This window comes from Bradyrhizobium genomosp. III (assembly GCF_000261705.1).
Classification (GTDB): domain Bacteria; phylum Pseudomonadota; class Alphaproteobacteria; order Rhizobiales; family Xanthobacteraceae; genus Bradyrhizobium; species Bradyrhizobium ottawaense.
Map to the genome: position 1 here is coordinate 1 of NZ_AJQF01000044.1, position 25632 is coordinate 25632.

Below are 25632 nucleotides of genomic sequence, written 5' to 3' on the forward strand. Positions count from 1 at the left end.
GCAGGGGCCTTCGTATCCTCTCCGGCGGTGCTCTCACCCTCATCCTCGCCATCGTCGGCTTCGTGACCTGGGTCTATTCGCTCGGACCTCTCCCGCTCGACGAAGCCCGGCATGTCTCCACTACCATCGTCGACCGCAACGGCAAGCTGCTGCGGGCCTACGCCATGGCCGACGGCCGCTGGCGGTTGCCGGTCGATGCCAAATCCAGCGTCGACCCGACCTATCTGAAGCTGCTGTTCGCCTATGAGGACCAGCGCTTCTACGCCCACAACGGGCTCGACCCGCTCGCACTCGGGCGCGCCGCCTTGCAGCTGGCAACGCGCGGCCACATCGTCTCAGGCGGCTCGACCATCAGTATGCAGCTGGCGCGGCTGATGGAGCCGCGGCGGCAGCGCTCGCTCTACGCCAAGCTGCGGCAGATGGTGCGCGCGATCGAGATCGAGCGCAGCATGAGCAAGGAGCAGATCCTCGACCTCTATCTCGCGCTGGCGCCTTATGGCGGCAATCTCGAGGGCATCCGCGCCGCCTCGATCGGCTATCTCGGCAAGGAGCCGAAGCGCCTGTCGCTGGCCGAAGCCGCGCTGCTGGTCGCGCTGCCGCAATCGCCGGAGACGCGCCGCCTCGATCGCCATCCGGAGGCCGCGCGCAAGGCGCGCGATCGCGTGCTCGACCGCATGGTCGAGGAGCATGTGGTCAGCGCCGACGACGCAAGGCAGGCCAAGGCCGTGCCCGTGCCAAGACTGCGAAGGCCGATGCCGATCCTGGCGCCGCATGCGTCCGACACTGCGCTGTCGACGGTCAAGGATACGCCGGTCATCAAGCTGACGCTGGATGCGAATTTGCAGAAGGTGCTGGAGCCATTGGCGCGCGACCGCGCCATTGCGCTCGGGCCGAACATCTCCGTCGGCATCATCGTGGTCGACAACGAGAGCGGCGACGTGCTCGCACGCGTAGGGTCGGCCGATTACTTCGACGAGAGCCGGGCAGGGCAGGTCGACATGACCCGCGCGATCCGCTCGCCGGGCTCGACGCTAAAACCCTTCATCTACGGGCTCGCCTTCGAGGACGGTTTCGTCCATCCGGAGAGCCTGATCGACGACCGGCCGGTCCGCTTCGGCTCCTACGCGCCGGAAAATTTCGACATGACCTTCCAGGGCACGGTGCCCGTGAGGAAGGCGCTGCAACTCTCGCTGAACGTGCCCGCGATCGTGCTGCTCGACCGCGTCGGCTCCAGCCGACTGGCCTCGCGGCTCCGGCAGGCCGGCGGGAATCTGGTTCTGCCTAAGGACGAAGCGCCGGGGCTCGCCATGGGGCTCGGCGGCGTCGGCGTGACGCTGCAGGATCTCGCCCAGCTCTATACGGGCTTTGCCCGCCTCGGCACCACCAAGCCGCTGCGCGAGGTGATGGCTGACAAGGACGACCGCGAGCCGCTCCGGCTGCTGGACCAGGTCGCGGCCTGGCAGGTCGGCAACGTGCTGCTGGGCACGCCGCCGCCGGAGAACGCCGCTCACAACCGTATCGCCTTCAAGACCGGCACCTCCTATGGCTATCGCGACGCTTGGTCGGTCGGGTTCGACGGCCGGATGACCGTCGGCGTCTGGGTCGGCCGGCCCGATGGTGCGCCGGTTCCGGGCCTGATCGGGCGCGTCGCCGCCGCTCCGATCCTGTTCGATGCCTTCGCCCGCACCGGCAAGACGCTGGCCGCCTTGCCGAAGCCGCCAAGGGGAACCCTGGTTGCCAGCAACGCCAAGCTGCCGCTGCCGCTGAAGCGGTTCCGCCCGGTGGGGGAACTGGTGCGGACCGGCCGTGAGCAGGCGCTGCATATCCAGTTTCCGCTGAATGGCTCGCGGATCGACGTCGATCGCTCCGGGGGGCAGGAGAGCGCCGCGATGCCGGTCAAGGTCGCTGGCGGCGTGCTGCCCATGACTGTCATGGTTAACGGCACGGCGCTCGGCGAGATCGATGGCCGCCGCCAGCGCCTGATCGATCCGCCCGGTCCGGGCTTTGCGCGGCTCACCGTGATCGACGCCACGGGCGCCGCGGACACAGTCGTCATTCGAATTCAATGACCCTGCCTCAAGCGGTTGTGGCGATGGCGGTTTCAGCGTAAGCGGAACCAATGGCCGAGACCTATCCTACTCCCCGTTTTGGAGCGCCCCGCGAGCCGAAATCGCCCGCAAATCCGGGCAGCCGGCTCGTGAGCATGCTCGATGTCGCCACGGCCAGCCATGCCCGCGCCGTCGCCTTCCTGGTGCTGTGCGCGCTGCTGTTGTTCCTGCCGGGCTTCTTCACGATCCCGCCGATCGATCGCGACGAGGCGCGGTTCGCCCAGGCCACCAAGCAGATGGTCGAGAGCGGCGACTATGTCGATATCCGCTTCCAGGAGGACGTCCGCTACAAGAAGCCGGTCGGCATCTACTGGTTGCAATCGGCGACGGTCGAAGCCGCCTCGATGCTCAAGCTGCCGAAGGCCGAATTGCGGATCTGGGTCTACCGGCTGCCGTCGCTGTTCGGAGCGATCGGCGCCGTGCTCATGACCTATTGGGCGGCGCTCGGATTCGTCACGCGGCGCGCCGCGGTGCTGGCGGCGTTGATGATGTGCGCTTCGGTGCTGCTCGGCGTCGAGGCGCGGCTGGCCAAGACCGACGCGATGCTGCTGTTTTGCGTGACCGCCGCGATGGGTGCGATGGCGCGCGCCTATCTGTCCTGGCAGCGCGCCGAGGACGAGACGCATCCGCCGTGGAGCTGGCCTGCGATCTTCTGGACCGCGCTTGCGGTGGGCATCCTGATCAAGGGTCCGCTGATCCTGATGTTCGCGGGGTTGACCATCGTCGCGCTCGCGATCCAGGACCGCGATGCCTCCTGGCTGTGGAAGCTGCGTCCGGTCTGGGGCCTGATGTGGATGCTGGTGCTGGTGCTGCCCTGGTTCGTCGCGATCTTCTGGCGCGCGGGCGATGCCTTCTTCGCCGATTCCGTCGGCGGCGACATGCTGAGCAAGATCGGCGCCCAGGAATCCCACGGCGCGCCGCCCGGTATGTATCTGGCGCTGTTCTGGATCACGTTCTGGCCGGGCGCGCCGCTCGCGGCGATGGCGGCACCCGCGGTGTGGCGGGCGCGGCGTGAGCCCGGCGCGCAGTTTCTGCTGGCCTGGCTGATCCCGTCCTGGATCGTGTTCGAGGCGGTGCTGACCAAGCTGCCGCATTACGTATTGCCGCTGTATCCGGCGATCGCCATTCTCACCGCCGGTGCAGTGGAGCGTCGCGTGCTGTCGCGCTCCTGGCTGATGCGCGGCTCGGCCTGGTGGTTCGCGATCCCCGCGGCCGCCTCGATCATCGCGGTGGTCGGTGCGGTGATGCTGACGCGGCAGCCGGCTTTTGTGGCCTGGCCGTTCATCGCGGCATCGCTGATCTTCGGCCTGTTCGCCTGGTGGCTCTACGACAACAACCGCGCCGAGCGCTCGCTGCTCAACGCGCTGGTCGCGGCCCTGATGCTGGCGGTGGTGGTGTATGGCATCGTGCTGCCGTCCTTGACGCCCCTGTTTCCGAGCATCGAGATCGCGCGCGCGCTGCGCAACGTCACCTGCGTCGGGCCGAAGGCGGCGGCTGCCGGCTATCACGAGCCGAGCCTCGTCTTCCTGACGGGCACCCAGACCCTGCTCACGGATGGGTCGGGCGCGGCCGACTTCCTGAGGCAGGGGAGCTGCCGCTTTGCGCTGATCGAGCAGCGTTCGGAGCGGAGCTTCGTGCAGCGCGCCGAGGCGATCGGGCTGCGCTACAAGGTCGGCACCCGCATCGACGGCTACAATTTCTCGCAAGGGCGCGCGATCTCGATCTCGATCTTCCGCTCGGAAGGCACCGAATAGGATGCCTGTTACGACCAGCCCAGCGCCCCGTCCGGGCTATCCCGCGCAATTGCTCGCCGTGTCCCGGAGCGCGCTGGCGCAGCTCGTCCGCACGCCCTCGCATTCGCGCCGCGCAGAGGCCGCGCGAAAACTGGCGCGGCATTCGCTGTGGCTCAGTGCGGCGGGCGCGGCTCTCGTCATCGCGCTGATGCTCGCGTTCGACCAGACCGAGATCCAGCTGATGCCGGCTCGCGGCACGCCAAGCCTGTGGCCGATCCGCATCCTCACCGATTTCGGCAAGGACGAGTATCTGCTCTCGGTCCTCGGGGGCTTGCTGGTGGTGTTGGCGTTCGTTGCGGCCGGGCTTCACGGCACAAGCCGCGCGCTGCTCCTCGGTCTCGGCACACGGCTGCAGTTTGTGTTTCTGTCGATTGCCGTGTCGGCATTCGTTGCCGAGGTCCTGAAATATATCATCGGCCGCGGACGTCCGTTTGTCGGCGGCAAGGCCAATCCGTTCAACTTCATGCCGTTCGAGGGGACGGGGGCTTATGCCAGCCTGCCGTCGGGCCATGCCGTGGCGGCGTTCGCTCTGGCATTTGCAGTATCGGCATTGTGGCCGCGCTTGCGCGTGTTCATGTTCACTTACGCAATCGTGATCCTGTTGACGCGTCTGGTGCTGGTCGCGCATCACCCGAGCGACGTCGTGGCCGGCGCCCTGGTCGGCACGGTCGGCGCCATGGCGGTCCGCTATTGGTTCGCGGCCAGGCGGCTGGGCTTTGCCATCTGCGCCGATGGCACCATTGTGCCCCTTGCCGGGGCGGTTTCGGGCCATCTCAAAAGGGTTGCCCGCGGGGCATCCGCCCCATAAAAGCGGCTGCCTGTCGGGGCCGCCGGTTCCCCGGGAAGGTCCATTCCAACCACGAGCCTCGATTTGTCGTCGTCCCAGCCTTCGGTTTCCCAGCCCTCGGTTTCCATCGTCGTTCCCGTGCGTAACGAAGCCGACAACATCGCGCCGCTGATCGCGGAGATCGGCGCGGCGCTCGATGGCCGCTGGGCCTATGAGATCATCTACGTCAACGACGGCTCGACCGATGCGACCGGCGAGCGGCTCGCGGCGATCATGGCGCAGCGGAGCAATCTGCGCCAGCTTCGCCATGCCAGATCAGGTGGCCAATCCGCGGCCGTGCGCAGCGGCGTGCGCGCGGCGCGCGGGGCGATCGTGGCGACGCTCGATGGCGACGGCCAGAACAATCCGGCCTTCCTGCCCGACCTGATCGCGGCGGTCGAGAAGGGAGCAGGGCGCGTCGGCCTCGCCGCGGGGCAGCGTGTCGGACGCAAGGATACCGGTTTCAAGAAACTCCAGTCGCGCGTGGCCAACGGCGTCCGCAACTCCATCCTGAAGGACGGCACGCGGGATACCGGCTGCGGGCTGAAGGCATTCCGGCGCGAGGTCTTCCTGATGATGCCCTATTTCGATGGGCTGCATCGCTTCCTGCCGGCGCTGGTCCGGCGTGAAGGCTACGACATCGCCTATGTCGACGTGATCGACCGGCCGCGCCATTCCGGCGTGTCCAACTACGGCTTCTTCGACCGGCTCTGGATCGGCATCATGGATCTCGCCGGCGTATGGTGGCTGATCCGCCGCAAGAAGCCGACACCAGATGTGACTGAGGTGAACGCATGATCATTCAATACGGTCAGGCGCTGAGCAACTATCTCTACGACGTCTTCGTCGCCAAGTTCGATTTCTGGCTGGCGTTCGGCCTTGTCGCGCAGCTGTTCTTCACCGCGCGCTTCCTGGTGCAGTGGATCGCGAGCGAGCGCGCCGGCAACAGCGTGGTGCCGATGGCGTTCTGGTTCTGCTCGATGGGCGGCGGACTGATGACGCTGGTCTACGGCGTCGTGAAGCGCGAGCCGGTCATCATCCTCGGACAATCGCTCGCGACCATCATCTATATCCGCAACATCATGCTGATCATCAAGAACCGCGGCCGCGCCTCGAAAACGCTCGATCGCTGAGCCCAGGTTTTAGCGCGGCAACGCCGAGGCCGCGCCTGAGGCTGGCAGGGCGGCTGTCTCCGCCTCGGTCCTGCGATAGGGCACGCCGGCCGCGTCGAGCACGGGATAGGCGACCGAGCAGATGTGCGAGTGGATGCGGCGCAGATCGCGCAGCACGTCCAGATGCAGCGAGGTCGTCTCGATGGTCTCGGGGCGGCCCTCGCGCAGGCGGTCGAGGTGGCGCTCGACTGCGGCAAGCTCGGTGTTGCGCAGTGCAGTTTTCTCCACCAGTAGCTTGCGCGCCTCGTTGGCGTCGCCGGACATGAAGACGCCGAAGGCGATCCGCAGCGAGTCCATGGTGCGCTTGTGGAAGGCGGCGAGCTCGTCGGCCCCTTCCGCCGAGAACTGGAAGCGCCGCTTGATCTTCTTGGTGGCGAGCTCGCTCAGGCTCTTGTCGATGATGTCGCCGATATGTTCGAGGTTGATGGCGAAGGAGATGATCTCCATCGCGCGCCGCCCTTCGCTCTCGTCGAGGCTGCCCCGCATCAGCTTGGTCACGTAGAGCTTGATGGCCTCGTCGAGACCGTCGACGAAATTGTCCATCTTGGAGACCTGGTCGACCAGCGCACGGTCGCCGGTCATCATCGCCGCCATCACCTTCCGCAGCATGACCTCGACGAGATCTCCCATCCGCAACGTCTCGCGAGCGGCGTCGGCGAGCGCCAGTGATGGCGTCTCCAGCGCAGTCTCGTCGAGATAGCGCGGGCGGGCCGGATCGGCCTCCTGCACGCGATCCGGCAGAAGGCGTGTCAACAGGCGCGACATGGTGTCGAGCAGGCCGATGAAGACGACGGCCGTGCCGACATTGAAGGTGATGTGGAAAGCCGCCGTCATCTTGGCCAGATCAGGCTGCCAGGCGTGCATGTGCTCGGCGATCGTGCCGAGGAAGGGCAGGACGAGCGCAATCCCGATCACGCGGTTGACGAGATTGCCGACCGGCAGGCGGTAGCTCGCGGGATCGTCACGCCTGGCGCCCTCGAACACGGGATTGATGGCACTGCCGAGATTGGCCCCGAGCACCAGCGCCAGCGCCGCGTAGGGCGTGATGAACTGCGAATAGGCCAGCGACATGATCAGCAGCACGCTGGCGACGCTTGAATGCACGGCCCAGGTGACAAGGGCGGCGATGATGATGCACAATATGGGATCGCCCGTGATGGCCGACATCACGATGCGGACGCCCGGTGCGTTCTCCGCCGGCGCCAGCGTGTCGAGCAGGATATGCAGCGAGAGCAGCATCAGGCCAAGGCCGATGCAGACGCGGCCGATGTCCTTGATCCGCGATCGCGGGCCGGAGCGGAAGGCGACGAGGCCAAGCACGAACAGGACCGGCGCGACGGCTGCGATGTTGAACGACAGCACCTGCACGATCAGCGTCGTGCCGACATTGGCCCCGAGCATGATGGCAAGCGCCGCGGCAAGGCTGACGAGCCCCTCGGCTGCGAACGAGCTCGTGATCAGGGCGGTCGCGGTGCTGCTCTGGAGCAGCGCGGTGAGGCCGAGGCCGGCGGCGAAAGCGCTGCCGCGGTTGCTCAGCGCCTTGCCGAGCAGCCGCCTGAGGTCAGGACCGAAGGCGCGCAAGATCCCGCTGTGGACCATGTGCAGGCCCCACAGCAACAGCGCAACGCCGCCCATCAGATCGAGCAGAACCAACGTTCCCATGCTCCGTGTCCGGATTGGAGTCGATTTGTGAGGCTAGCGCCAAATGCTTGAGGTTCAAACCTTTTGTTGGCGCGTTGGCGTTAACGTTTACGCCAGCTGCACGTTCCCACGGCGCGCATTGCGCGTCCGTCGCGGCGCGCGTTGGCGCGTCCGCGGTCGAGATGCCTTGTGAGCAGGCTCACATTGCCGCTTTGAGGGCAGCGAAGCCGCGGTCGAGATCGGCCTTGAGGTCGTCGACGCTCTCGAGGCCAATGTGGAGACGCAGCGTCGGGCCGCCCGGCGCCCACTTGGTCGCGGTGCGATAGGCGTCGCAGTCGAAGGGAATCGCGAGGCTCTCGAAGCCACCCCAGGAAAAACCCATGCCGAACAGCTTGAGCGTGTTGAGCATGGTGTCGACGGCCTTCTGCGGTGCTGGCTTCAGCACGATGCTGAACAGGCCTGACGCGCCGGTGAAGTCACGCTTCCAGATCGCGTGGCCGGGATCGGTCTCGAGCCCCGGATGCAGTACGCGCGCGACCTCGGGTCTAGCAGCGAGCCAACGCGCCATGTCGAGCCCGGAGCGGTGATGCTGTGCCAGCCGCACCGACAGCGTGCGCAGGCCGCGCAGCGCCAGGAAGACGTCGTCGGGTCCAGCGCAGACGCCGAGCAGGCGGATGCCTTCAGTGACCATCGGCCAGGCCTTGGCATTGGCCGAGATGGTGCCGAACATGATGTCGGAATGGCCGCCGATATATTTGGTGGCGGCCTGCATGCTGATGTCGACGCCCTGTTCGAGCGAGCGGTGATAGAGCGGCGTCGCCCAGGTATTGTCGTCGATGACGAGCGCGCCGTGCCGATGCGTGACCTCGGCGATGGCGCGAATGTCCGGCATCTCGAACGATTGCGAGCCCGGGGCCTCCACCAGAACGGCCCGGGTGTTGGGCTTGAACAGCTTGTCGATGCCGGCGCCGATCATCGGATCGAAATAGCTGGTCTCGACGCCAAGGCGGGTGAGCATGCCGTTGCAGAAATTGCGCGAGGGCCGATAGACGTTGTCGCAGACCAGGAGATGGTCTCCGGCCTTGAGCACCGAGAGCAGGGTGGTCGAGATCGCCGACAGCCCCGACGGGACGATGCCGACGCCGGCGCATTGTGGTCCCTCCAGCGCCATCAGCGTCTCCTGGAACGCCTTGGTGGTAGGGGAACCGTGGCGGCCATACGTGAACTCGCCGCGATGGGCGTGCAGGTCCTCCGCAGTCGGGTAGAGCACGGTCGAGCCATGAAAGACCGGCGGATTGACGAACCCCTTCTGCGCCTTGGTGTCGCGGCCGGAGGTGACCAGCCGGGTCTCGGCCTGCTGCTCTTGGGGGTGCGAGGAATCCATGCGTCTGCTTTCAAAACCGCGTTTCCGCTCGGGCTTGGCGCCTGACGGGCTGGCCGAAAGGCCGCTGTCGTTAATAACAGAACACAGAAGAGTCCCGTCAACCCCTTGACCCGGCACGCCAGTCGTTCTGTGATGCGCAGGTGCTATTCAGTCGCCGCATGTTGAGGGGCCTGCCGCGACCTTCGATCCATCGTCTGACCGGACCTTGCGTCACAGCCATATCGGCCGGCGCTGCGGCGGGGATTAAGGTATGGCCTTTCGGGATCGGCGGGTGTTCGGCAAGGTTTTCCAGCATGACTCTTGCAGGGCTGGCCTTGATACGCCTGGCCCTGGCAGGGATGATCCTGAGACAACGTTCCTTGATACGACTTTGAAAGGCCCAAAGCCCATGAAACGCGTAACCCTGGCTCTCACCCTTGCTCTCGCCGCCGGCCTCTCCGCCCAGGCCGCCGATGCGCAAACGCTCAAGACGGTCAAGGACCGGGGCATGTTGTCCTGCGGCGTCAGCCAGGGCCTGCCGGGATTCTCCTCGCCCGACGACAAGGGCAACTGGACCGGCCTCGACGTCGACGTCTGCAAGGCGATCGCCGGGGCGATCTTCAACGATGCGACCAAGGTCAAGTACGTGCCGCTGTCCGCCAAGGACCGCTTCACCGCGCTTCAATCCGGCGAAATCGACGTGCTCTCGCGCAACACCACCTGGACCATCTCGCGTGATACCTCGCTCGGCGCCAATTTTACCGGCGTGACCTATTATGACGGGCAGGGCTTCATGGTGAAGAAGTCGCTCAAGGTGAATTCGGCGCTCGAGCTCAACAGCGCCTCGGTCTGCGTGCAGACCGGCACTACCACCGAGCAGAATCTGGCCGACTACTTCAAAGCCAACAACATGAAGTACGAGGTGATCGCGTTCGGCACCAACGACGAAACGGTCAAGGCCTATGAGGCCGGACGCTGCGACGTCTTCACCACCGATCAGTCGGGCCTGTACGCCAATCGCCTGAAGCTTGCCAATCCCAACGACCACATGGTGCTTCCCGAAATCATCTCGAAGGAGCCGCTCGGCCCCATGGTGCGCCACGGCGACGATCAGTGGTTCGACATCGTGAAGTGGACGCTGTTCGCGATGGTCACCGCCGAAGAGCTTGGCGTGAGCTCGAAGAACGTCGACGAGAAAGCAAAGCTGGAAAATCCCGAGTTGAAGCGCGTCCTCGGCACCGACGGCAATTTCGGCGAACAGCTCGGCCTGACCAAGGACTGGGTGGTGCGGATCGTGAAGGCGGTCGGCAATTACGGCGAGGTGTTCGATCGCAATGTCGGCGCGGGCTCGCCGCTCGCCATCAATCGCGGTCTCAACAATCTCTGGAACAAGGGCGGTCTTCAGTACGCGCCGCCGATCCGCTGATCATCCTGATCCGCTGGCAGCGGCATGAGCACCGAGGCCCGAAAACCGCCACCCCAGATCGCGCTGAAGATCAGGCGCGTTCTGGGTGGCAAGGCAGGCTGGAACGGCGTTGCCGTCCAGTTTGCCTTCGCGGCGATCCTGGGCTGGATCGGCTATGAGATCGTCTCCAATGCCCGCGCCAACCTCGAAAACCAGCACATTGCCGCCGGCTTCGGCTTCCTCAGGAATAATGCCGGCTTCGACGTCAACCAGACCCTGATCTCCTATACCGGCTCGGACACGTTCCTGCGCGTGTTCGTGGTCGGGCTCCTGAACACGCTCGTGGTCTCGGTGGTGGGCATCGTCTTCGCCACCTTGATCGGCTTCATCGTCGCGCTGTGCCGGCTGTCACCCAATTGGCTGTTGTCCCGCGTCGGCGAGATCTATGTCGAGCTCATCCGCAACCTGCCGCTGCTGTTCCAGATCCTGTTCTGGTACCTCGCGGTGCTGGCGGCCTTGCCCAATCCGCGGCAGAGCATCTCGCTGCTCGGCGTTGCCTTCATCAGCAATCGGGGCCTCGTCATTCCAAGCCCGGTCGGCGGAAGCGGCCTGGAGCCATTTCTGGCGATGCTGGCGCTCGGTATCGTCGCGTCCCTGGCCTTGCGCTTCTATGCGCGGCGCGCGCTGTTTCAGGAAGGGCGGATGATCCGGATCTGGCCCACTGTGCTTGGCCTGCTGTTCGGCCTGCCGCTCGCCACGATATTGGTGTTCGGTCTGCCCTTTACCTTCGAGCTGCCGCAGCTGAAGGGCTTCAATTTCGCCGGCGGATCGCGGATCATTCCGGAGTTCGTGGCGCTGACGCTGGCGCTGTCGACCTATACCGCCGCCTTCATCGCCGAGATCGTGCGCGCCGGAATCCTGTCGGTCCACAAGGGGCAGATGGAGGCGGGGGCCTCGCTCGGCCTCAGCCGCGGCACCACGCTCCGGCTGGTCGTCGTGCCTCAGGCCATGCGCGTCATCGTGCCGCCGCTGACCAACCAGTACCTCAATCTCACCAAGAACTCGTCGCTGGCGGTCGCGATCGGCTATCCTGACCTCGTCTCGGTGTTCGCCGGCACGTCGCTGAGCCAGACCGGGCAGGCGATCGAGATCATCGCGATGACCATGGGCATCTATCTCCTGATCTCGCTGCTCACCAGCGCGATCATGAGCGTCTACGGGTGGCGCGTCAGCCGGAGTCTGGGCGCATGAGCGATATCGCCTCGAGCAGCTTCGTCCGCCGGGACCTGCTCACCGAACGTCCCGCGCCTGTGAAGACCACGGGCTTTGTCGGGCTGATGCGCACGCGCCTGTTCAACTCGCCGACCAACATCCTGCTCACGATCGTTGGCGCCTTGCTGCTGTGGTTCACCATCGTTCCCTCGGTCAGGTTCCTGATGGTCGATGCGGTCTGGAGCGGCAAGGACCGCACGGCATGCCTCGCGGAGAACGCCGGCTTTGCGGTCGGCGCCTGCTGGCCCTACATCCAGGCCAAGCTGCCGCAATTGATCTACGGTTTTTATCCCGAGGCCGAGCGCTGGCGGGTCAACCTCACCTTCATTCTTGCGGTGGCCCTGCTGGTGCCGCTGCTCGTGCCGCGTCTGCCGGCGAAGGGGCTCAACGCCAGTCTGTTCTTCTTCGCATTTCCTGTGGTCGCGTTCTTTCTGCTGCACGGTGGCGGCATCAAGGGCTTTGGTCTCAGCTGGACCGCCGGCCTGCTGGAATTGTTCGACGACAGCATCATCGGCGCCGGGCAGGCCGTGCTCGGTCTCAGCAAGACATCCGCCGCCGCGCCGTTGTTGTGGTTGGTCGGGAATTTTATCGTGCTGGTCGGCACGGCGATCTCCTGGCTGATCCTTCCGCTGACCTGGCTGCGCGATCAGATCCAGGGCGCGGGTCAGTCGATCTGGGCCGATTTCGCCGTCACCACCGCGGTCGTGTCGTTGATCGCCTTCGGTCTCGGCGGCGGCTTGCGCACCGGCTGGCGCGCTCTGGCCTCGAGCATCGTTGCCTTCGGTGCCATCGCTATCGTGATCAAGCTGATGGGGCTCGATCGCGGTGGACTGCCGGTCGTGACGACGAATTTGTGGGGCGGCCTCCTGGTGACGCTGGTGGTCTCCGTCACCGGCATCGTCACCTCGCTGCCGATCGGCATCGCGCTGGCGCTCGGCCGCCGCTCCACCATTCCCTTGATCCGGATATTCTCGATCGCCTTCATCGAGTTCTGGCGCGGCGTGCCGCTGATCACCGTGCTGTTCTTCGCCACCTACATGCTGCCGCTGTTCCTGCCCGGCAATTTCACCGTCGACGGCCTCGTCCGCGCGCTGATCGGCATCGCGCTGTTCACGGGCGCCTATCAGGCCGAGAACGTCCGCGGCGGGCTCGCCGCGATCCCGCGCGGGCAGGGCGAGGCCGCCGCGGCCCTCGGCCTGTCCTGGTGGAAGACGACCTCGCTGATCGTGCTGCCGCAGGCGCTACGTCACGTCATTCCGAACCTCGTCAACAGCTTCATCTCGCTGTTCAAGGACACCTCGCTGGTCTCGATCGTGGCGCTGTTCGATCTGCTCGGCTCGCTCAGGGCCTCGTTCTCGGACCCGAAATGGTCGACGCCTTCGACCGCGTTCACCGGCTTCGCCTTCGCCGGGATCATCTACTTCATCTTCTGCTTTGGAATGTCGCGCTACTCGCTGTTCGTCGAGCACCGCCTCAACGCCCACCGTCGCAACTGATCGAGGTCACCATGTCCGACCCCATCGTCAAGATTTCCGGCCTCAACAAATGGTACGGCGACTTCCACGTGCTGCGCGACATCGACCTCGCGGTCGAGAAGGGAGAGCGCATCGTGATCTGCGGACCCTCGGGCTCCGGCAAGTCGACCCTGATCCGCTGCATCAACGCGCTGGAGGAATTCCAGGAGGGCGAGATCGTCGTCGACGGCATCGCGCTCGGCCCCAACCTCAAGCACATCGACGCGGTGCGCCGGGAAGTCGGCATGGTGTTCCAGAGCTTCAACCTGTTCCCGCATCTGACCGTGCTGGAGAACTGCACGCTGGCGCCGATCTGGGTGCGCAACATCCCGAAGAAGGACGCCGAGATCAACGCGATGAAGTTCCTGGAGCGGGTCAAGATCCCGCATCAGGCCAACAAGTTTCCGGGTCAGATGTCCGGCGGCCAGCAGCAGCGCGTCGCGATCGCGCGGGCCCTGACCATGAACCCGAAGGTCATGCTGTTCGACGAGCCGACCTCGGCGCTCGACCCCGAGATGGTCAAGGAGGTGCTGGACACCATGGTGGACCTCGCCGAGGAAGGCATGACCATGCTGGTCGTCACCCACGAAATGGGCTTTGCCCGCGAGGTCGCCAACCGCGTGGTCTTCATGGACGCCGGCCAGATCATCGAGGCCAACACGCCGAACGAGTTCTTTGCGGCGCCCCAGCACGCCCGCACAAAACTGTTCCTGAGCCAGATCCTGCGCTGAGCACTCGCCATCCGGAGGCCGCGCCGGCCTGACTGACCCGCCAGCCTGGCACCATCCGAATCAGCTGTGCCTCTTTCCGGGCCATCTTCCGGAGAGAGACCTTGCAGAGCAGTGTCGGCGCGCGCGCATTCCAGAATGCGCGATTGCAAAAGAAGTTGAGGAAGCAGGCGGACGCCGTCATGTCGCTCGCGGTCGAGGCGCTGCGGCAGGGCCGATTTGCCGAGGCCGAGACGCTCTGCCGCGGCATTGTGGAGGAGGTTCCGGATCATTTCCACGCCACGCACCTGCTCGGCCTGCGCGCGTATGAGGGCGGGCGGCTGGAGGAGGCGCAACGACTGTTCGAACGCGCGGTTGCGCTCGATCCGCGCTCGCCCGATGCCCATGGCAATCTCGGCGCCGTGTATTCCGATCTCCAGAAATTTCAGGACGCCCGCGCATGCCAGGAGAAGGCCATTGCGCTGAAGCCGAATTGTCCGATCACCCTGACCAATCTCGGCAATACGCTCCTGAATGTCGGCCTCGGCGAACAGGCGATCGGGCTGCACGAACGCGCGATCGGGCTGCGGCCCGACTATGCCGATGCATTTTGCAACCGCGGCATGGCAGAGCTGTTGATCGGCCGGTCCGAGCGCGCCAAGGAGAGTTTCGATCGCGCCCTGTCGCTTCAGCCGCGTCATGCGGAAGCGATCGCCGGCAAGGGCATGGTGTGCATCGAGCTCCGGCATTATGAGGAGGCGGAAGCCGCCCTCGCGGCAGGGCTCGCGATCAAGCCGGGTTCACCGCGGATTCTGGCCCAGCGCGGACGGCTCAATTTCGATCTGCACCGGCTGGAGCAGGCGGCGGCGGACTTCGATGCGGCACTGGCGCAATCGCCGCGGCTCGAGCTCGCGCTGCGCGGCAAGGCGCAAGTCAACCTTCTCTTGGGGAACACGACGCAGGCGATCGCGGCCGTCAAGATCCTGCTCGAGGACAATCCGCGGTCCGATTACGCAATCGTGCTTCTCGGCGCCTGCTATGCGAACCAGGGAGACGTCGCGACGGCACTCGAGCATCTCGACGCGGCGCTCGAGATTTCACCTGACTATGCGGATGCGATCGCACGCAAGATATTCATCCTGGATTATCTGCCGGAGGCCGATTTCGCGGTCCAGCAGGCGGCGCGAAAATCCTGGTGGGATGCGATCGGCGCCCGACTGCCGCAACGGACACTGCGGCCCCGGGAGCTCGATCCGGACAGGCGGATCGTCGTCGGCTATGTCGCCTCGGAATTCAGGAACCACTCGGCAGCGTTCGCGCTGTTGCCGGTGCTGCGCCATCATGATCACGCCAGGTTCGAGATCGTCTGCTATTCCTGCTGGCCGCTGCAGGATGAGATCACCGAGAGTTTCAAGCCCCTCGCGGACGTCTGGGTCGATGCCGCGCAGCTTTCGGACGACGAGCTCCTCGATCGAATCCAGGCGGACAAGATCGATATCCTGATCGACGTGTCCGGGCATACGGCTGGCAACAGGCTCCCCGTATTTGCCCGCAAGCCGGCCCCGATACAGGTCACGGGTTTCGGACACGCCACGGGCACGGGCCTTCAGACCATGGATTACGTGCTCGCCGATCCAATCTTCATTCCGCACTCGGCGCGCCATTTGCTGGTCGAGAAGGTCCATGATCTGCCCTGCCTGATCACGATCGATCCCATCCTGGACGTGCCGCCCTCGGAGCTTCCCATGCTCCGGAACGGCCATGTGACCTTCGGTGTGTTCAACCGCATCTACAAGATCTCGGATGAGGCGATCCGGGTGTGGTCGAAAGTGATGCGCGAGGCGGCGGGTTCGAAGATCATCATCAAGCACGGGCTGCTCGACGATCCCTTGCTGCGCGACGGCCTGATCGCACGGTTCGCAGTCCAGGGCATTGCCGAAGACAATATCACCTGCCTGGGCTCGACCACGCGCCACGAGCATCTGTTGGCCTTTGCGCAAGTCGACATCTCCCTCGACACCTTCCCGCAAAATGGCGGCATCAGCACCTGGGAATCTCTCTATGCAGGTGTTCCAGTCGTCGCCAAGCTCGGCAACGGCTCTTCGTCGCGCGCCGGCGGCTCGATCGTGGCGGCCGTCGGCCTCGACGACTGGGTCGCCGAGGATGACGACGGCTACGCCGCGATCGCGTGCAAATATGCGGCGCAGCCCGCTCATCTGGCGACGTTGCGGGCGGAACTGCCGGCTCGGATCGCAGCCTCGCCTGCCGGCAACGTCGAACTCTATACGCGTGAGGTCGAGGCGGCCTATCGCCGGTTCTGGCAGGATCATTGTGCCGGCGCCTCGGAACGCGGCGAGGTGGCGAGCCAGAGCTGAGCCCCGGGAAATCCCGGAGGCGATGCCGGTCTGCTGACGAGCCGGCCAGGGCTGCGAATCAGTTAGACTCCGGGTCAGGGCATCCTCCGGAGAGACACCTTGCAGAACAGCGGCGGCGGCGCGCGCGCATTCCAGAATGCGCGATTGCAGAAGAAGTTGATGAAGCAGGCCGACGCCGTCATCGCCGCTGCGGCGAACGCCTATGGCCAGGGCCGCTATGCCGAGACCGAGGCGCTGTGCCGCGAAATCCTGAAAGCCCTTCCGGATCACGTCGACGCTGTGCATCTGCTCGGCATGTGCGCCCATGACGGCCGGCGCCTCGAGGAGGCGAAAGAGCTGCTGGAGCGCGTGATCGCGCTCGATCCGCGCCTGCACGATGCCCATAACAACCTCGCAACCGTGCATTTCGACCTCGGCAATTACGAGGAGGCGCGGCGATGCCAGGAGAGGGCGATCGCGCTGAAGCCCAATTTCGCGGTTGCGCTGACCAATCTCGGCAACACGCTGATGCATCTCGGGCTATACGAACAGGCGCTCGAGCTGCACGAGCGCGCCATCAAGATCAAACCGGATTATGCCGACGCACTCTGCAATCGCGGCATGGTCGAGCTCGTGCTTGGGCAGATCATGCGCGCCAAGGAGAGTTTCGATCGGGCCCTGCTGTTTCAGCCGCGTCACGCGGAGGCCATCGTCGGCAGCGGCATGGTCAGCATGGAACTGCGGCACCACGAGGAGGCGGCAGCCAAGCTCGCCATGGCGCTCGCGATCAAGCCCGGCGCGCCGAGGATCCTGGCCCAGCGCGGGCGGCTCAGTTACGAGCTGCAGCGCCTGGAGCCCGCGCTTGCGGACTTCGATGCGGCGCTTGCGATTTCGCCCAAGCTCGAGCTGGCCCTTCGGGGCAAGGCGCAGGTCTGCCTCGTCATGGGACGGACCGCGCAGGCGATGGCGGCGGCGACGACCTTGATCGAGCGAAATCCGCGCTCCGAGATGGGGTTGGCGCTGCTGGGCTTCGCCTATTCCAACCAGGGAGACATGGACTCCGCGATCCAATATCTCGATCGCGCGCTTGCGCTCCGACCGGATTATGGAGACGCGATCAGGGGCAAGATCTTCTTGCTGGACTACCTCGCGGACGCCGATTTCGCGGTCCAGCAGGCGGTGCGCAAGTCCTGGTGGGATGCGATCGGCTCGAAGATACCGCGAAGGACGCTGCCGAAGCGGCCGCTCGATCCGGACAAGCGGATCGTGGTCGGCTACGTCGCCGCCGAATTCCGGCAGCATTCGGCGGGACTTACCCTGCTGCCCGTGCTGCGCAACCACGATCACGCCAAGTTTGAGATCATCTGCTATTATTCCTGGCCGGGAGCGGACGAGTACACCGCCAAGTTCAAGTCAATGGCGGACGTCTGGGTCGACGCCTGGCAGATGTCGGACGACGAGCTCGCCGATCGTATTCAGGCCGACAACGTCGACATTCTGATCGACGTTTCCGGCCACACGACCGGCAACAGGCTGCAGGCCTTCGCGCGGAAGCCGGCTCCGATCCAGGCCACGGGATTCGGACACGCGACGGGCACGGGCATGCCGACCATGGACTATGTGCTCGCAGATCCCATCTTCATTCCGCCATCGGCTCGGCATTTGTTTCCGGAAAAGATCTACGATCTGCCGTGCCTGATCACGATGGAGCCAGTCACTAATCTGCAGCCCTCCGAGCTGCCGATGCTCCGCAACGGCTACGTCACCTTCGGCGTGTTCAACCGCATCTACAAGATTTCGGATGATGCGATTCGTGTGTGGTCGCGCATCATGCGGGAGGTGCCGGGATCGAAGATCATCCTCAAGCATGGTTTGCTCGATGATGCCCTGCTGCGCGATAGCCTGATCGCACGCTTCATCGCGCAGGGCATTGCGGAGGAGGACATCACCTGCCTCGGCACCACCTCGCGCGACGACCACCTGATGGCCTTCGACAAGATCGATATTTCGCTCGACACGTTCCCGCAGAATGGCGGCATCAGCACCTGGGAATCCCTCTACAAGGGCGTTCCCGTCGTCGCCAAGCTCGGCATTGGAGCCTCTTCGCGTGCCGGCGCCTCCATCGTGGCCGCCGTCGGTCTCGGCGACTGGGTCGCCGAGGATGACGACGGCTATGTCGAGATCGCCCGCAGATTTGCGTCGCAGCCCGAGCATCTGGCGAAGTTGCGCGCGGGATTGCCGGCTCGGATCGCAGCCTCGCCCGCCGGTAATGTCGAGATCTACACGCACAGGGTCGAGGAGGGCTACCGCCAGTTCTGGCGCGACTATTGTGCCGCGGCTGCAGAGTGCGGCGACGCTGTAGCAGGCGAGGCAGACCCACCCAGCGGTTCCTGAGCAGGCAAGTCCTGGGCGAGCCCGGGATATCCCGGAGGGATTTCAGGTTCGGCTGGCCTGCCGCGCGAATCAGCTAGACTCGCCAATGGGCCATCTCCCGGAGAGACACTTTGCAGAGCAGCGCCGGCGCGCGCGCATTCCAGAATGCGCGATTGCAGAAGAAATTGAAGAAGCAGGCCGACGCCATCATCTCCGCCGCGGCGAGCGCTTATGGCCAGGGCAGATATGCGGAGAGCGAGGCGCTTTGTCGCCAGATCGTGCAAGCCGTTCCGGATCATTTTGACGCCACGCATTTGCTCGGCCTGAGCGTGCAACAGGGCGGGCGCCCGGAGGAAGCGCAACAACTGCTTGAGCGCGCGATCGCAATCGATCCACGTTCGCACGAGGCGCATCACAATCTCGCCGCTGTCCACCTGTCCCTTCAGAAATTTGAGGCCGCCCGCGCGTGTCAGGAAAGGGCGATCACGCTGAAGCCGAATTTTCCGCCGGCCCTGGCCGGCCTCGGCAACGCCTTGCTCCAGATGAACCTGCCGGAACAAGCCATCGAACTGTATGACCGCGCCATCGCCTTGAAGCCCGACTACCCCGATGCGCTCTGCAATCGGGGTCTGGCCGAGCTGGCGCTGGGCCGATTTGACCGCGCCAGACAGAGTTTCGAGCGCGCGCTGTTGTTTCAGCCGCGTCACGCCGAAGCCCTCATCGGCAAGGGCGTGGTCGGGATCGAGCTCAAGCATTACGACGAGGCGGAAGCCGCGCTCGCAGCGGCGTTCGCGATCAGGCCAGGTTCGGCAAAGCTCCTCGCGCACCGCGGACGGCTCAATTTCGCGCTGTCGCGGCCCGAACGGGCAGCTGCGGATTTTGACGCGGCACTGGCGCTTTCACCGAAGCTCGAAGTGGCTTTGCGGGGGAAGGCCGAAGTCTCGTTGAGCGTGGGGAATACGGCGCAGGCGATCCTGGCCTGCACGGCGTTGCTCGAGGAAAATCCGCGCTCGGCGATCGCCCTGGCGCTGCTGAGCTCCTGCTTTGCCAACCAGGGAGAGATCGCAGCCGCCATCGAACATCTCGACGCCGCTCTGGCAATTGCGCCGGACCAGCCGGACTTGATCGCGCGGAAGATCTACTTTCTCGACTTTCTCTCCGAGGCCGATTTCGCGGTCCAGCAGGCCGCGCGCAAATCCTGGTGGGATGCGATCGGCGCCAGATTGCCACAGAGGAAGCTCGCACCCCGGCAGCTCGATCCCGGCAGGCGGATCGTGGTCGGGTATGTCGCGGCCGAGTTCTGGTACCACTCGGCGGCGTTTGGCCTCTTACCGGTGCTGCGCCACCATGATCACGCCAAGTTCGAGATCGTCTGCTATTCGTGCTCGCCGGTACGAGATGAGATGACAGCCAAGTTCAAGTCGTTGGCGGACGTCTGGGTCGACGCCGCGCAGCTTTCGGACGATGAGCTGGCCGATCGTATCGAGGCCGACAAGGTCGATATCCTGATCGACGTGTCCGGGCATACGACCGGCAACAGGCTTCCGGTCTTCGCCCGCAAGCCGGCCCCGATTCAGGTCACGGGCTTTGGACACGCCACAGGCACGGGCCTTCAGACCATGGACTACGTGCTCGCCGATCCGATCTTCATTCCGGAATCGGCCCGTCATCTGCTGGCCGAAAAGGTCTACGATCTGCCGTGCCTGATCACGATCGATCCGATCCTGGATGTGCCTGCTTCGGAGCTTCCCATGCTCCGCAACGGCCATGTCACTTTCGGCGTGTTCAACCGCGTCAACAAGATCTCGGACGAGGCGATCCGCGTTTGGTCGAAAGTGATGCGCGAGGTGGTCGGATCGAAGATCATCATCAAACATACGCTGCTTGACGATTCTCTGGTACGCGATGGCCTTCTTGCGCGACTCGTGAACCAGGGCATCCCAGAAGAGAACATCACCTGCCTGGGCTCGTCAGCGCGCGCGGAACATCTTCAGGCCTTCGCGAGAGTCGATATTTCGCTCGATCCCTTTCCGCAGAATGGCGGCGTCAGCACCTGGGAATCCCTCTATGCGGGCGTTCCTGTCGTGGCCAAGCTCGGTCATGGCGCCTCGTCGCGCGCCGGCGGCGCCATCGTGGCGGCGGTCGGGCTTGACGACTGGGTCGCCGAGGATGACGACGGCTATGTCGAGATCGCCCGCAAATTTGCCTCGCAGCCCGAGCATCTCGCGAAGTTGCGCGCGGGCCTGCCGGCTCGGATCGCAGCCTCGGCGGCCGGCAATGTCGATATCTACACGCACAGGGTCGAGGAGGGCTACCGCCAGTTCTGGCGCGACTATTGTGCCGCGGCCTCGGAACGCGGCGAGGTCGCGTAAACCGGCCGAACGGCGCTGACGTTGTGGACCCGCGTCCCCGACCCGAGGGGGCGCGTGACGATCACACGAAGGGTGGCTTGATGTTGCTGCGCTTCTCCAACCATTCCGGCACCGGCAGGTTCTTGGCGCGCATGAAGTCCGCGTTGAACAGCTTCGACTGATAACGGCTGCCGGAATCGCACAGCACGGTGACGATGGTCTTGCCGGGCCCGAGCTGATTGGCGAGGCGTATTGCGCCCACGATGTTGACACCGGTCGAGCCGCCGAGGCACAGGCCCTCGTGCTGCAGCAGCTCGTAGATCACGCCGACGGCTTCGGCATCGGGAATGAGATAGGCATCATCGACCTTCGCGGTCTCCACGATGGCGGTCGCCCGGTTGAGGCCGATGCCCTCGGTGATCGAGCCACCCGGCGTCGCCTTGGGATCGCCGGTCCTGAAGTATTCATACATGCCGGCGCCGTGCGGATCGGCGCATGCGATCCGCACGTTCTTGTTCTTCTCTTTCAAGGAACGGCTGACACCAGCCAGCGTGCCCCCGCTGCCGACCGAGCAGACGAAGCCGTCGACCTTACCGCCGCTCTGCTCCCAGATTTCGGGGCCCGTGGACTCGTAATGCGCCTTGGCATTGTCGAGGTTGTTCCACTGATCGGCGAACAGCACGCCGTTCGGCTCGGTCTTGCGCAGCTCGTCAGCAAGACGGCGACCGACATGCTGGTAGTTGTTGGGATTGGCGTAGGGCAGGGCCGGCACCTCGATCAGCTCGGCGCCGCACAGCTTCAGGAAATCCTTCTTCTCCTGGCTCTGCGTCTCCGGGATCACGATCAGGGTGCGGTAGCCGCGGGCGCTCGCGACGACCGCAAGGCCAATGCCGGTATTGCCGGCGGTCGCTTCCACCACCAGACCACCGGGCTTGAGCTCGCCGCGCTTCTCGGCCTCCAGGATCATCCATTTGCCGGCGCGATCCTTGACCGACTGGCCGGGATTCATGAACTCGGCCTTGCCGAGAATGGTGCAGCCGGTCAGTTCCGAGGCGCGCTTCAGCTTGATCAGCGGGGTGTTGCCGATGGCTTCGACAACGTCATTTCGAATGGTCATGTCGGGGAAATCGCTACCAAGGGGGTTGATCTGGTCGGCCAGAACCTAGTGCTTGGGAGGCCAAAGGGGAAGGCTTTTGCGCTGCGGCGAAACCGGCTGAAACGCCTGTCCAAACAGCGATATTCTCGAGAAGCGAGGCCGGCGATGATGTGTTCGGCCACGCGGCGAGATATCGATAGGAGGAAATGGCTGAACTCCGCCAGAGCACGGAAGATGACGGTCGCCACCAGCCGCTTCACGACCGCTTTTTTCCAAGGGTGAGATCAGCCGAAACCCGAGGGACGTGGATGGTCTGGATGGCCGAAATCATATCTGCACCAGGGATGGCTCCCTTTCGGGAATTGAAGGCCAGGTGAGATGGAGCGGCCGGAGCGCACGACTGAACCGACGCCGCGCGGGGCTGGTGCGGTCGGATGGAAAGGCTCAGATGCCACTGTGGCAGCAATAACACATGAAATCTTGGTAAGCTTGATCGCGTATCCCAATGTTTCAGAATGAGAGAAATCCCTGCGAGACAGTCACCTTTCGAATTCAGATCGGCTCGCTCGCACCTGATTGGCGTGGCCATCTCGCAACTGCGGGACTGTCCCGCAGTTCAGCGCCCGGCTAGTATGATTTTTGAGGTTCCGCAGAAAGCATCGCCGCTGTGAACGAGTTGTCCAAAGCCCCCCGACTGTCCCGCCGCGAATCGGTTAATCCGGCTGTGCGGCGGTTCGATCTGCCCGGCGGGGGATGGATGTGACAGAGGATGTTCCTGCGATCGCCATGCGGCGGTCTGAAGGTTCTGCATCCCGGACGCTGCGCGCGGCGCGCTGGATTGCGGTGTTGTGCCTTGCCGCCGCTTCGGGTGCTTGCGTGCTGACCCAGGACCTTCCCGATCCCGCCCTCGACGTTCCCACGCAGTACAAATATGCGGGCAAGGGTGATGCGCCGCCGTCACTGGATTGGTGGCGCGGGTTCCGCTCCGCGGAGCTGACGCAGCTGATGGAGGAGGCGCAGACCGTGAACCTCGACATCGCCGCCGCCGTTGCGCGCATCGTCCAGGCCGACGCCCAAGCGCGGCAGGCGGGTGCGGCGCTGCTGCCGAGCGTGTCGACAGGCGGATCGGAAACCTATTCGCGCACTTCGGGCTCCAGCGCGTCCGGCCTCTCCATCGGCGGGCGCGAGGTCGTCAATTACTCGGCATCGCTGAGCGCGAGCTACCAGCTCGACTTCTGGGGCCAGAATCGCGACGCGCTGCAGACAGCGGAGGAGACCGCGAACGCCAACCGCTTCGATCGCGACACGGTCGCGCTAACGACGCTGGCGGCCGTCGCCAATGCCTATTTCCAGGTGCTGGCCTCGCAGGATCGCATCAGGACCTCACAGCGCAACATTGCGAGCGCGCAGCGCATCCTCGATGCGGTCAGGGAGCGGCGCAAGGCCGGCACCGGCACCGATCTCGACGTCGCCCAGCAGGAGAGTGTGCTTGCCAACCAGAAGGCCCTGGTGCCGCCGCTGCGCCAGACGCTCGACCAGAACGTCAACGCACTCGCCGTGCTGGTCTCGCGCCCGCCGGAGAGCGTGCGCGTGCTCGGCGGCTCGCTGGACCGGATCGCAATCCCGCGCGTGACGCCCGGCCTGCCGTCGGAGCTCCTGACGCAGCGGCCCGACATCCGCCGGCAGGAGGCGCAGCTCGCCTCGGCGACGGCGAATATCGGCAATGCCCGTGCTCAGTTCTTTCCGACCATCCAGCTCACCGGCAATGGCGGCTATCAGAGTTCGGCCTTGGTCTCGCTGTTCCAGCCCCATGCGGCCTTCTTCCAGCTCGTCGGCAGCGCCACGCAGCCGATCTTCGACGGCGGCAAGATCCTCGGCAATTTCGAGTTCGCCAAGGCGCGGCAGGACGAATTGCTCCAGACCTACCGCAAGACCATCATCCAGTCGTTTGCCGACGTCGACAATGCGCTGTTCTCGATCAAGCAAACCACGATCAAGCTGCAATTGCAGCGCGACGTCGTCGTCGCCTCGCGCCGCGCCTTCGATCTCTCCGAGCAGCAATTGCGCGCCGGCACCGCCGACATCGTGACCGTGCTCAACACTCAATTGACCCTGTTCCAGGCGGAAGACGCGCTGTCACAGGCGCAACTGGCCCGCTTGCTCGCCATCGTCAGCCTGTATCAGGCGCTCGGCGGCGGCTGGGAGCCGCGAATGGAGAAACCGGTCAATGCTCTTTAAGCCGGATACGAAGGACGCGAAGGAGGGGACGGCGAAGAAGTCGCGCGGCCGCGGCTTCATCATGACCCTGATCACGCTCGCGATCCTCGGCGGCCTGTTCTATCTCGGCTGGACTGCCACGCATCAGCAGCAGGCCAACAACCGCAACAACCAGAGGCTCGATCTGCCGGTGCCCGTGCTCGCGGCCACGCCCCGCGTTCAGGACGTTCCGGTCTATCTCGACGGCGTCGGCGCGATCCGCGCGCTCAACACCGTGACCGTGCGCTCGCAGGTCGACGGCAAGCTGATCGCCGTGAACTTCACCGAGGGCCAGGACGTCAAGAAGGGCGACGTGCTCGGCGAAATCGATCCTGCGCTCTATCAGGCCACCTACGACCAGGCGGTCGCCAAGAAGGCGCAGGACCAGGCCCAGCTCGCCAACCAGCGCATCGACCTGACACGGTACGAGCAGCTCGCTGCCTCCAACGCCGGCTCCAAGCAGCAGGCCGACACCCAGCGCGCGCTGGTCGCGCAGACCGAGGCGCTGGTCAAGGCCGACCAGGCTGCGATCGACAACGCGGCGGCGACGCTGAGCTACACCAAGATCGTGGCGCCGCTCTCGGGGCGAGCCGGCCTGCGCCAGGTCGATCAGGGCAACATCATCCACGCCTCCGACACCACGGGCCTCGTGGTGATCACGCAATTGCAGCCGATCGCGGTGTGGTTCAGCCTGCCGCAGCAACAGATCATGCGCGTCAACGCCGCGGCCGCCAAGGGCACGCTCGCGGTCGACGTGTTCGGCAATGATGGCATCACCGTGATCGATACCGGCAAGCTCACCGGCATCGACAACCAGGTCGACCAGACCACCGGCACGCTCAAGCTCAAGGCGGAATTTCCCAACGCCAACTACCAGCTCTGGCCGGGCCAGTTCGTCAATGTCCGTCTCAAGGTCGAGACGCTGATGCAGGCGCTGGTGGTGCCGACATCAGCCGTGCAGCGCGGCCCGATCGGAACGTTCAGCTATGTCATCGGCGATGACAATATCGTCTCGGCCAAGCCTGTGACGGTGACCCAGCAGAACGAGCATGACGCCGTGATCGCCAGCGGCCTGTCGGCGACCGACAGGGTCGTCACCACGGGCTTTGCCAATCTGTCCGACGGCTCCAAGGTGACCGTCGGCCGCGACGACCAGACCCCGTCGGCTGATCTTGCCCCGCGCAAGCGCTCGCGCGGGCCCGACGCCCAGAAGAAGGATGGTGCCAAGGAAGGGCAGAAGGAGCACCAGAAGGACGGACAGGGTAAGGACGGCGAGTTCCGCGCCAAGCGCAAGAGCAGCGAAGGCGACCAAAAAGGACAGACCGGGCCGGCTCCAGGTCCGGGGGCATCGGGAAGTGGAGCCAAGCAGCCATGATCCCGACAACAGCCGCTTGAAGCGGC

The 25632-nt window shown here is 64.9% G+C and carries 17 protein-coding genes; 14 read left to right on the forward strand and 3 right to left on the reverse strand.

The features are described from left to right. The 5 genes from pbpC to IC66_RS0104000 form a co-directional block, all read left to right on the forward strand. Window positions 1-2069, forward strand: a 2069-nt coding sequence (gene pbpC / locus IC66_RS0103980) for a penicillin-binding protein 1C (RefSeq protein WP_038946720.1), incomplete at its 5' end; no start/stop codon positions are given. Window positions 2070-2119: 50 nt separating this feature from the next. Continuing rightward, window positions 2120-3862 carry an ArnT family glycosyltransferase gene (locus IC66_RS0103985; protein ID WP_028144723.1) on the forward strand — a complete coding sequence of 581 codons (1743 nt, stop codon included), beginning with the start codon at window positions 2120-2122 and terminating at the stop codon, window positions 3860-3862. Between the two features lies 1 nt (window position 3863). Next, window positions 3864-4709, forward strand: coding sequence for a phosphatase PAP2 family protein (locus IC66_RS0103990; protein ID WP_038946721.1), 846 nt, complete (start codon window positions 3864-3866; stop codon window positions 4707-4709). A 63-nt stretch (window positions 4710-4772) separates the two neighbouring features. Further along, window positions 4773-5525, forward strand: coding sequence for a glycosyltransferase family 2 protein (locus IC66_RS0103995; protein ID WP_038946722.1), 753 nt, complete (start codon window positions 4773-4775; stop codon window positions 5523-5525). Further along, entirely contained in the window at window positions 5522-5860 is a 339-nt protein-coding gene (locus IC66_RS0104000) for a lipid-A-disaccharide synthase N-terminal domain-containing protein (protein WP_018323154.1), read from the forward strand. The genes IC66_RS0103995 and IC66_RS0104000 overlap by 4 nt, the downstream gene beginning before the upstream one ends. A gap of 9 nt (window positions 5861-5869) precedes the next feature. Here the strand turns inward: IC66_RS0104000 and IC66_RS0104005 are convergent, their stop codons facing one another. Both IC66_RS0104005 and metC read right to left on the reverse strand, forming a co-directional pair. After that, window positions 5870-7561: a Na/Pi cotransporter family protein gene (locus IC66_RS0104005; RefSeq protein WP_038946723.1), complete on the reverse strand. Its 1692-nt coding sequence runs from the start codon at window positions 7559-7561 to the stop codon at window positions 5870-5872. Between the two features lie 178 nt (window positions 7562-7739). Beyond that, window positions 7740-8924: a cystathionine beta-lyase gene (metC, locus tag IC66_RS0104010; protein ID WP_038946724.1), complete on the reverse strand. Its 1185-nt coding sequence runs from the start codon at window positions 8922-8924 to the stop codon at window positions 7740-7742. 388 nt (window positions 8925-9312) lie between these two features. On the opposite strand from metC, the gene IC66_RS0104015 reads away from it, so the two are divergent. From IC66_RS0104015 to IC66_RS0104045, 7 genes are all read left to right on the forward strand, one after another. Next, window positions 9313-10329, forward strand: coding sequence for an amino acid ABC transporter substrate-binding protein (locus IC66_RS0104015; RefSeq protein ID WP_028144715.1), 1017 nt, complete (start codon window positions 9313-9315; stop codon window positions 10327-10329). 24 nt (window positions 10330-10353) lie between these two features. Beyond that, window positions 10354-11559, forward strand: a complete 1206-nt coding sequence (locus IC66_RS0104020) for an amino acid ABC transporter permease (RefSeq protein WP_028144714.1) — start codon at window positions 10354-10356, stop codon at window positions 11557-11559. Further along, on the forward strand, window positions 11556-13076 hold the full coding sequence (locus tag IC66_RS0104025; RefSeq protein WP_028144713.1) for an amino acid ABC transporter permease: 1521 nt from the start codon (window positions 11556-11558) through the stop codon (window positions 13074-13076). Before IC66_RS0104020 ends, IC66_RS0104025 begins: the two co-directional genes overlap by 4 nt. A gap of 11 nt (window positions 13077-13087) precedes the next feature. Then, on the forward strand, window positions 13088-13825 hold the full coding sequence (locus IC66_RS0104030; RefSeq protein WP_018323160.1) for an amino acid ABC transporter ATP-binding protein: 738 nt from the start codon (window positions 13088-13090) through the stop codon (window positions 13823-13825). A gap of 101 nt (window positions 13826-13926) precedes the next feature. Next, a complete protein-coding gene (locus IC66_RS0104035) occupies window positions 13927-16176 on the forward strand; it encodes an O-linked N-acetylglucosamine transferase family protein (RefSeq protein WP_038946726.1) in 2250 nt (749 codons plus the stop codon). A 99-nt stretch (window positions 16177-16275) separates the two neighbouring features. Then, a complete protein-coding gene (locus IC66_RS0104040; protein WP_083859257.1) occupies window positions 16276-18549 on the forward strand; it encodes an O-linked N-acetylglucosamine transferase, SPINDLY family protein in 2274 nt (757 codons plus the stop codon). A 110-nt stretch (window positions 18550-18659) separates the two neighbouring features. Next, window positions 18660-20900 (forward strand): O-linked N-acetylglucosamine transferase, SPINDLY family protein, encoded by a 2241-nt coding sequence (locus IC66_RS0104045; RefSeq protein ID WP_038946728.1) that lies wholly within the window; start codon window positions 18660-18662, stop codon window positions 20898-20900. Between the two features lie 61 nt (window positions 20901-20961). Here the strand turns inward: IC66_RS0104045 and IC66_RS0104050 are convergent, their stop codons facing one another. Then, window positions 20962-21996, reverse strand: a complete 1035-nt coding sequence (locus IC66_RS0104050) for a cysteine synthase A (RefSeq protein ID WP_038946729.1) — start codon at window positions 21994-21996, stop codon at window positions 20962-20964. A gap of 732 nt (window positions 21997-22728) precedes the next feature. On the opposite strand from IC66_RS0104050, the gene IC66_RS0104055 reads away from it, so the two are divergent. Then, a complete protein-coding gene (locus tag IC66_RS0104055; protein WP_038946730.1) occupies window positions 22729-24213 on the forward strand; it encodes an efflux transporter outer membrane subunit in 1485 nt (494 codons plus the stop codon). Further along, entirely contained in the window at window positions 24203-25606 is a 1404-nt protein-coding gene (locus tag IC66_RS0104060; protein WP_038946731.1) for an efflux RND transporter periplasmic adaptor subunit, read from the forward strand. Before IC66_RS0104055 ends, IC66_RS0104060 begins: the two co-directional genes overlap by 11 nt. The last annotated feature ends 26 nt before the right edge of the window (window positions 25607-25632 follow it).

Coding starts and splice junctions, on each gene's coding strand:
- IC66_RS0104015 (WP_028144715.1), top strand. CDS start 9,313: ATGAAACGCGTAACCCTGGCTCTCACCCTTGCTCTCGCCGCCGGCCTC.
- IC66_RS0104000 (WP_018323154.1), top strand. CDS start 5,522: ATGATCATTCAATACGGTCAGGCGCTGAGCAACTATCTCTACGACGTC.
- IC66_RS0104060 (WP_038946731.1), top strand. CDS start 24,203: ATGCTCTTTAAGCCGGATACGAAGGACGCGAAGGAGGGGACGGCGAAG.
- IC66_RS0104020 (WP_028144714.1), top strand. CDS start 10,354: ATGAGCACCGAGGCCCGAAAACCGCCACCCCAGATCGCGCTGAAGATC.
- IC66_RS0103985 (WP_028144723.1), top strand. CDS start 2,120: ATGGCCGAGACCTATCCTACTCCCCGTTTTGGAGCGCCCCGCGAGCCG.
- metC (WP_038946724.1), bottom strand. CDS start 8,924: ATGGATTCCTCGCACCCCCAAGAGCAGCAGGCCGAGACCCGGCTGGTC.
- IC66_RS0104050 (WP_038946729.1), bottom strand. CDS start 21,996: ATGACCATTCGAAATGACGTTGTCGAAGCCATCGGCAACACCCCGCTG.
- IC66_RS0104030 (WP_018323160.1), top strand. CDS start 13,088: ATGTCCGACCCCATCGTCAAGATTTCCGGCCTCAACAAATGGTACGGC.
- IC66_RS0104055 (WP_038946730.1), top strand. CDS start 22,729: ATGGATGTGACAGAGGATGTTCCTGCGATCGCCATGCGGCGGTCTGAA.
- IC66_RS0103990 (WP_038946721.1), top strand. CDS start 3,864: ATGCCTGTTACGACCAGCCCAGCGCCCCGTCCGGGCTATCCCGCGCAA.
- IC66_RS0104005 (WP_038946723.1), bottom strand. CDS start 7,561: ATGGGAACGTTGGTTCTGCTCGATCTGATGGGCGGCGTTGCGCTGTTG.
- IC66_RS0104025 (WP_028144713.1), top strand. CDS start 11,556: ATGAGCGATATCGCCTCGAGCAGCTTCGTCCGCCGGGACCTGCTCACC.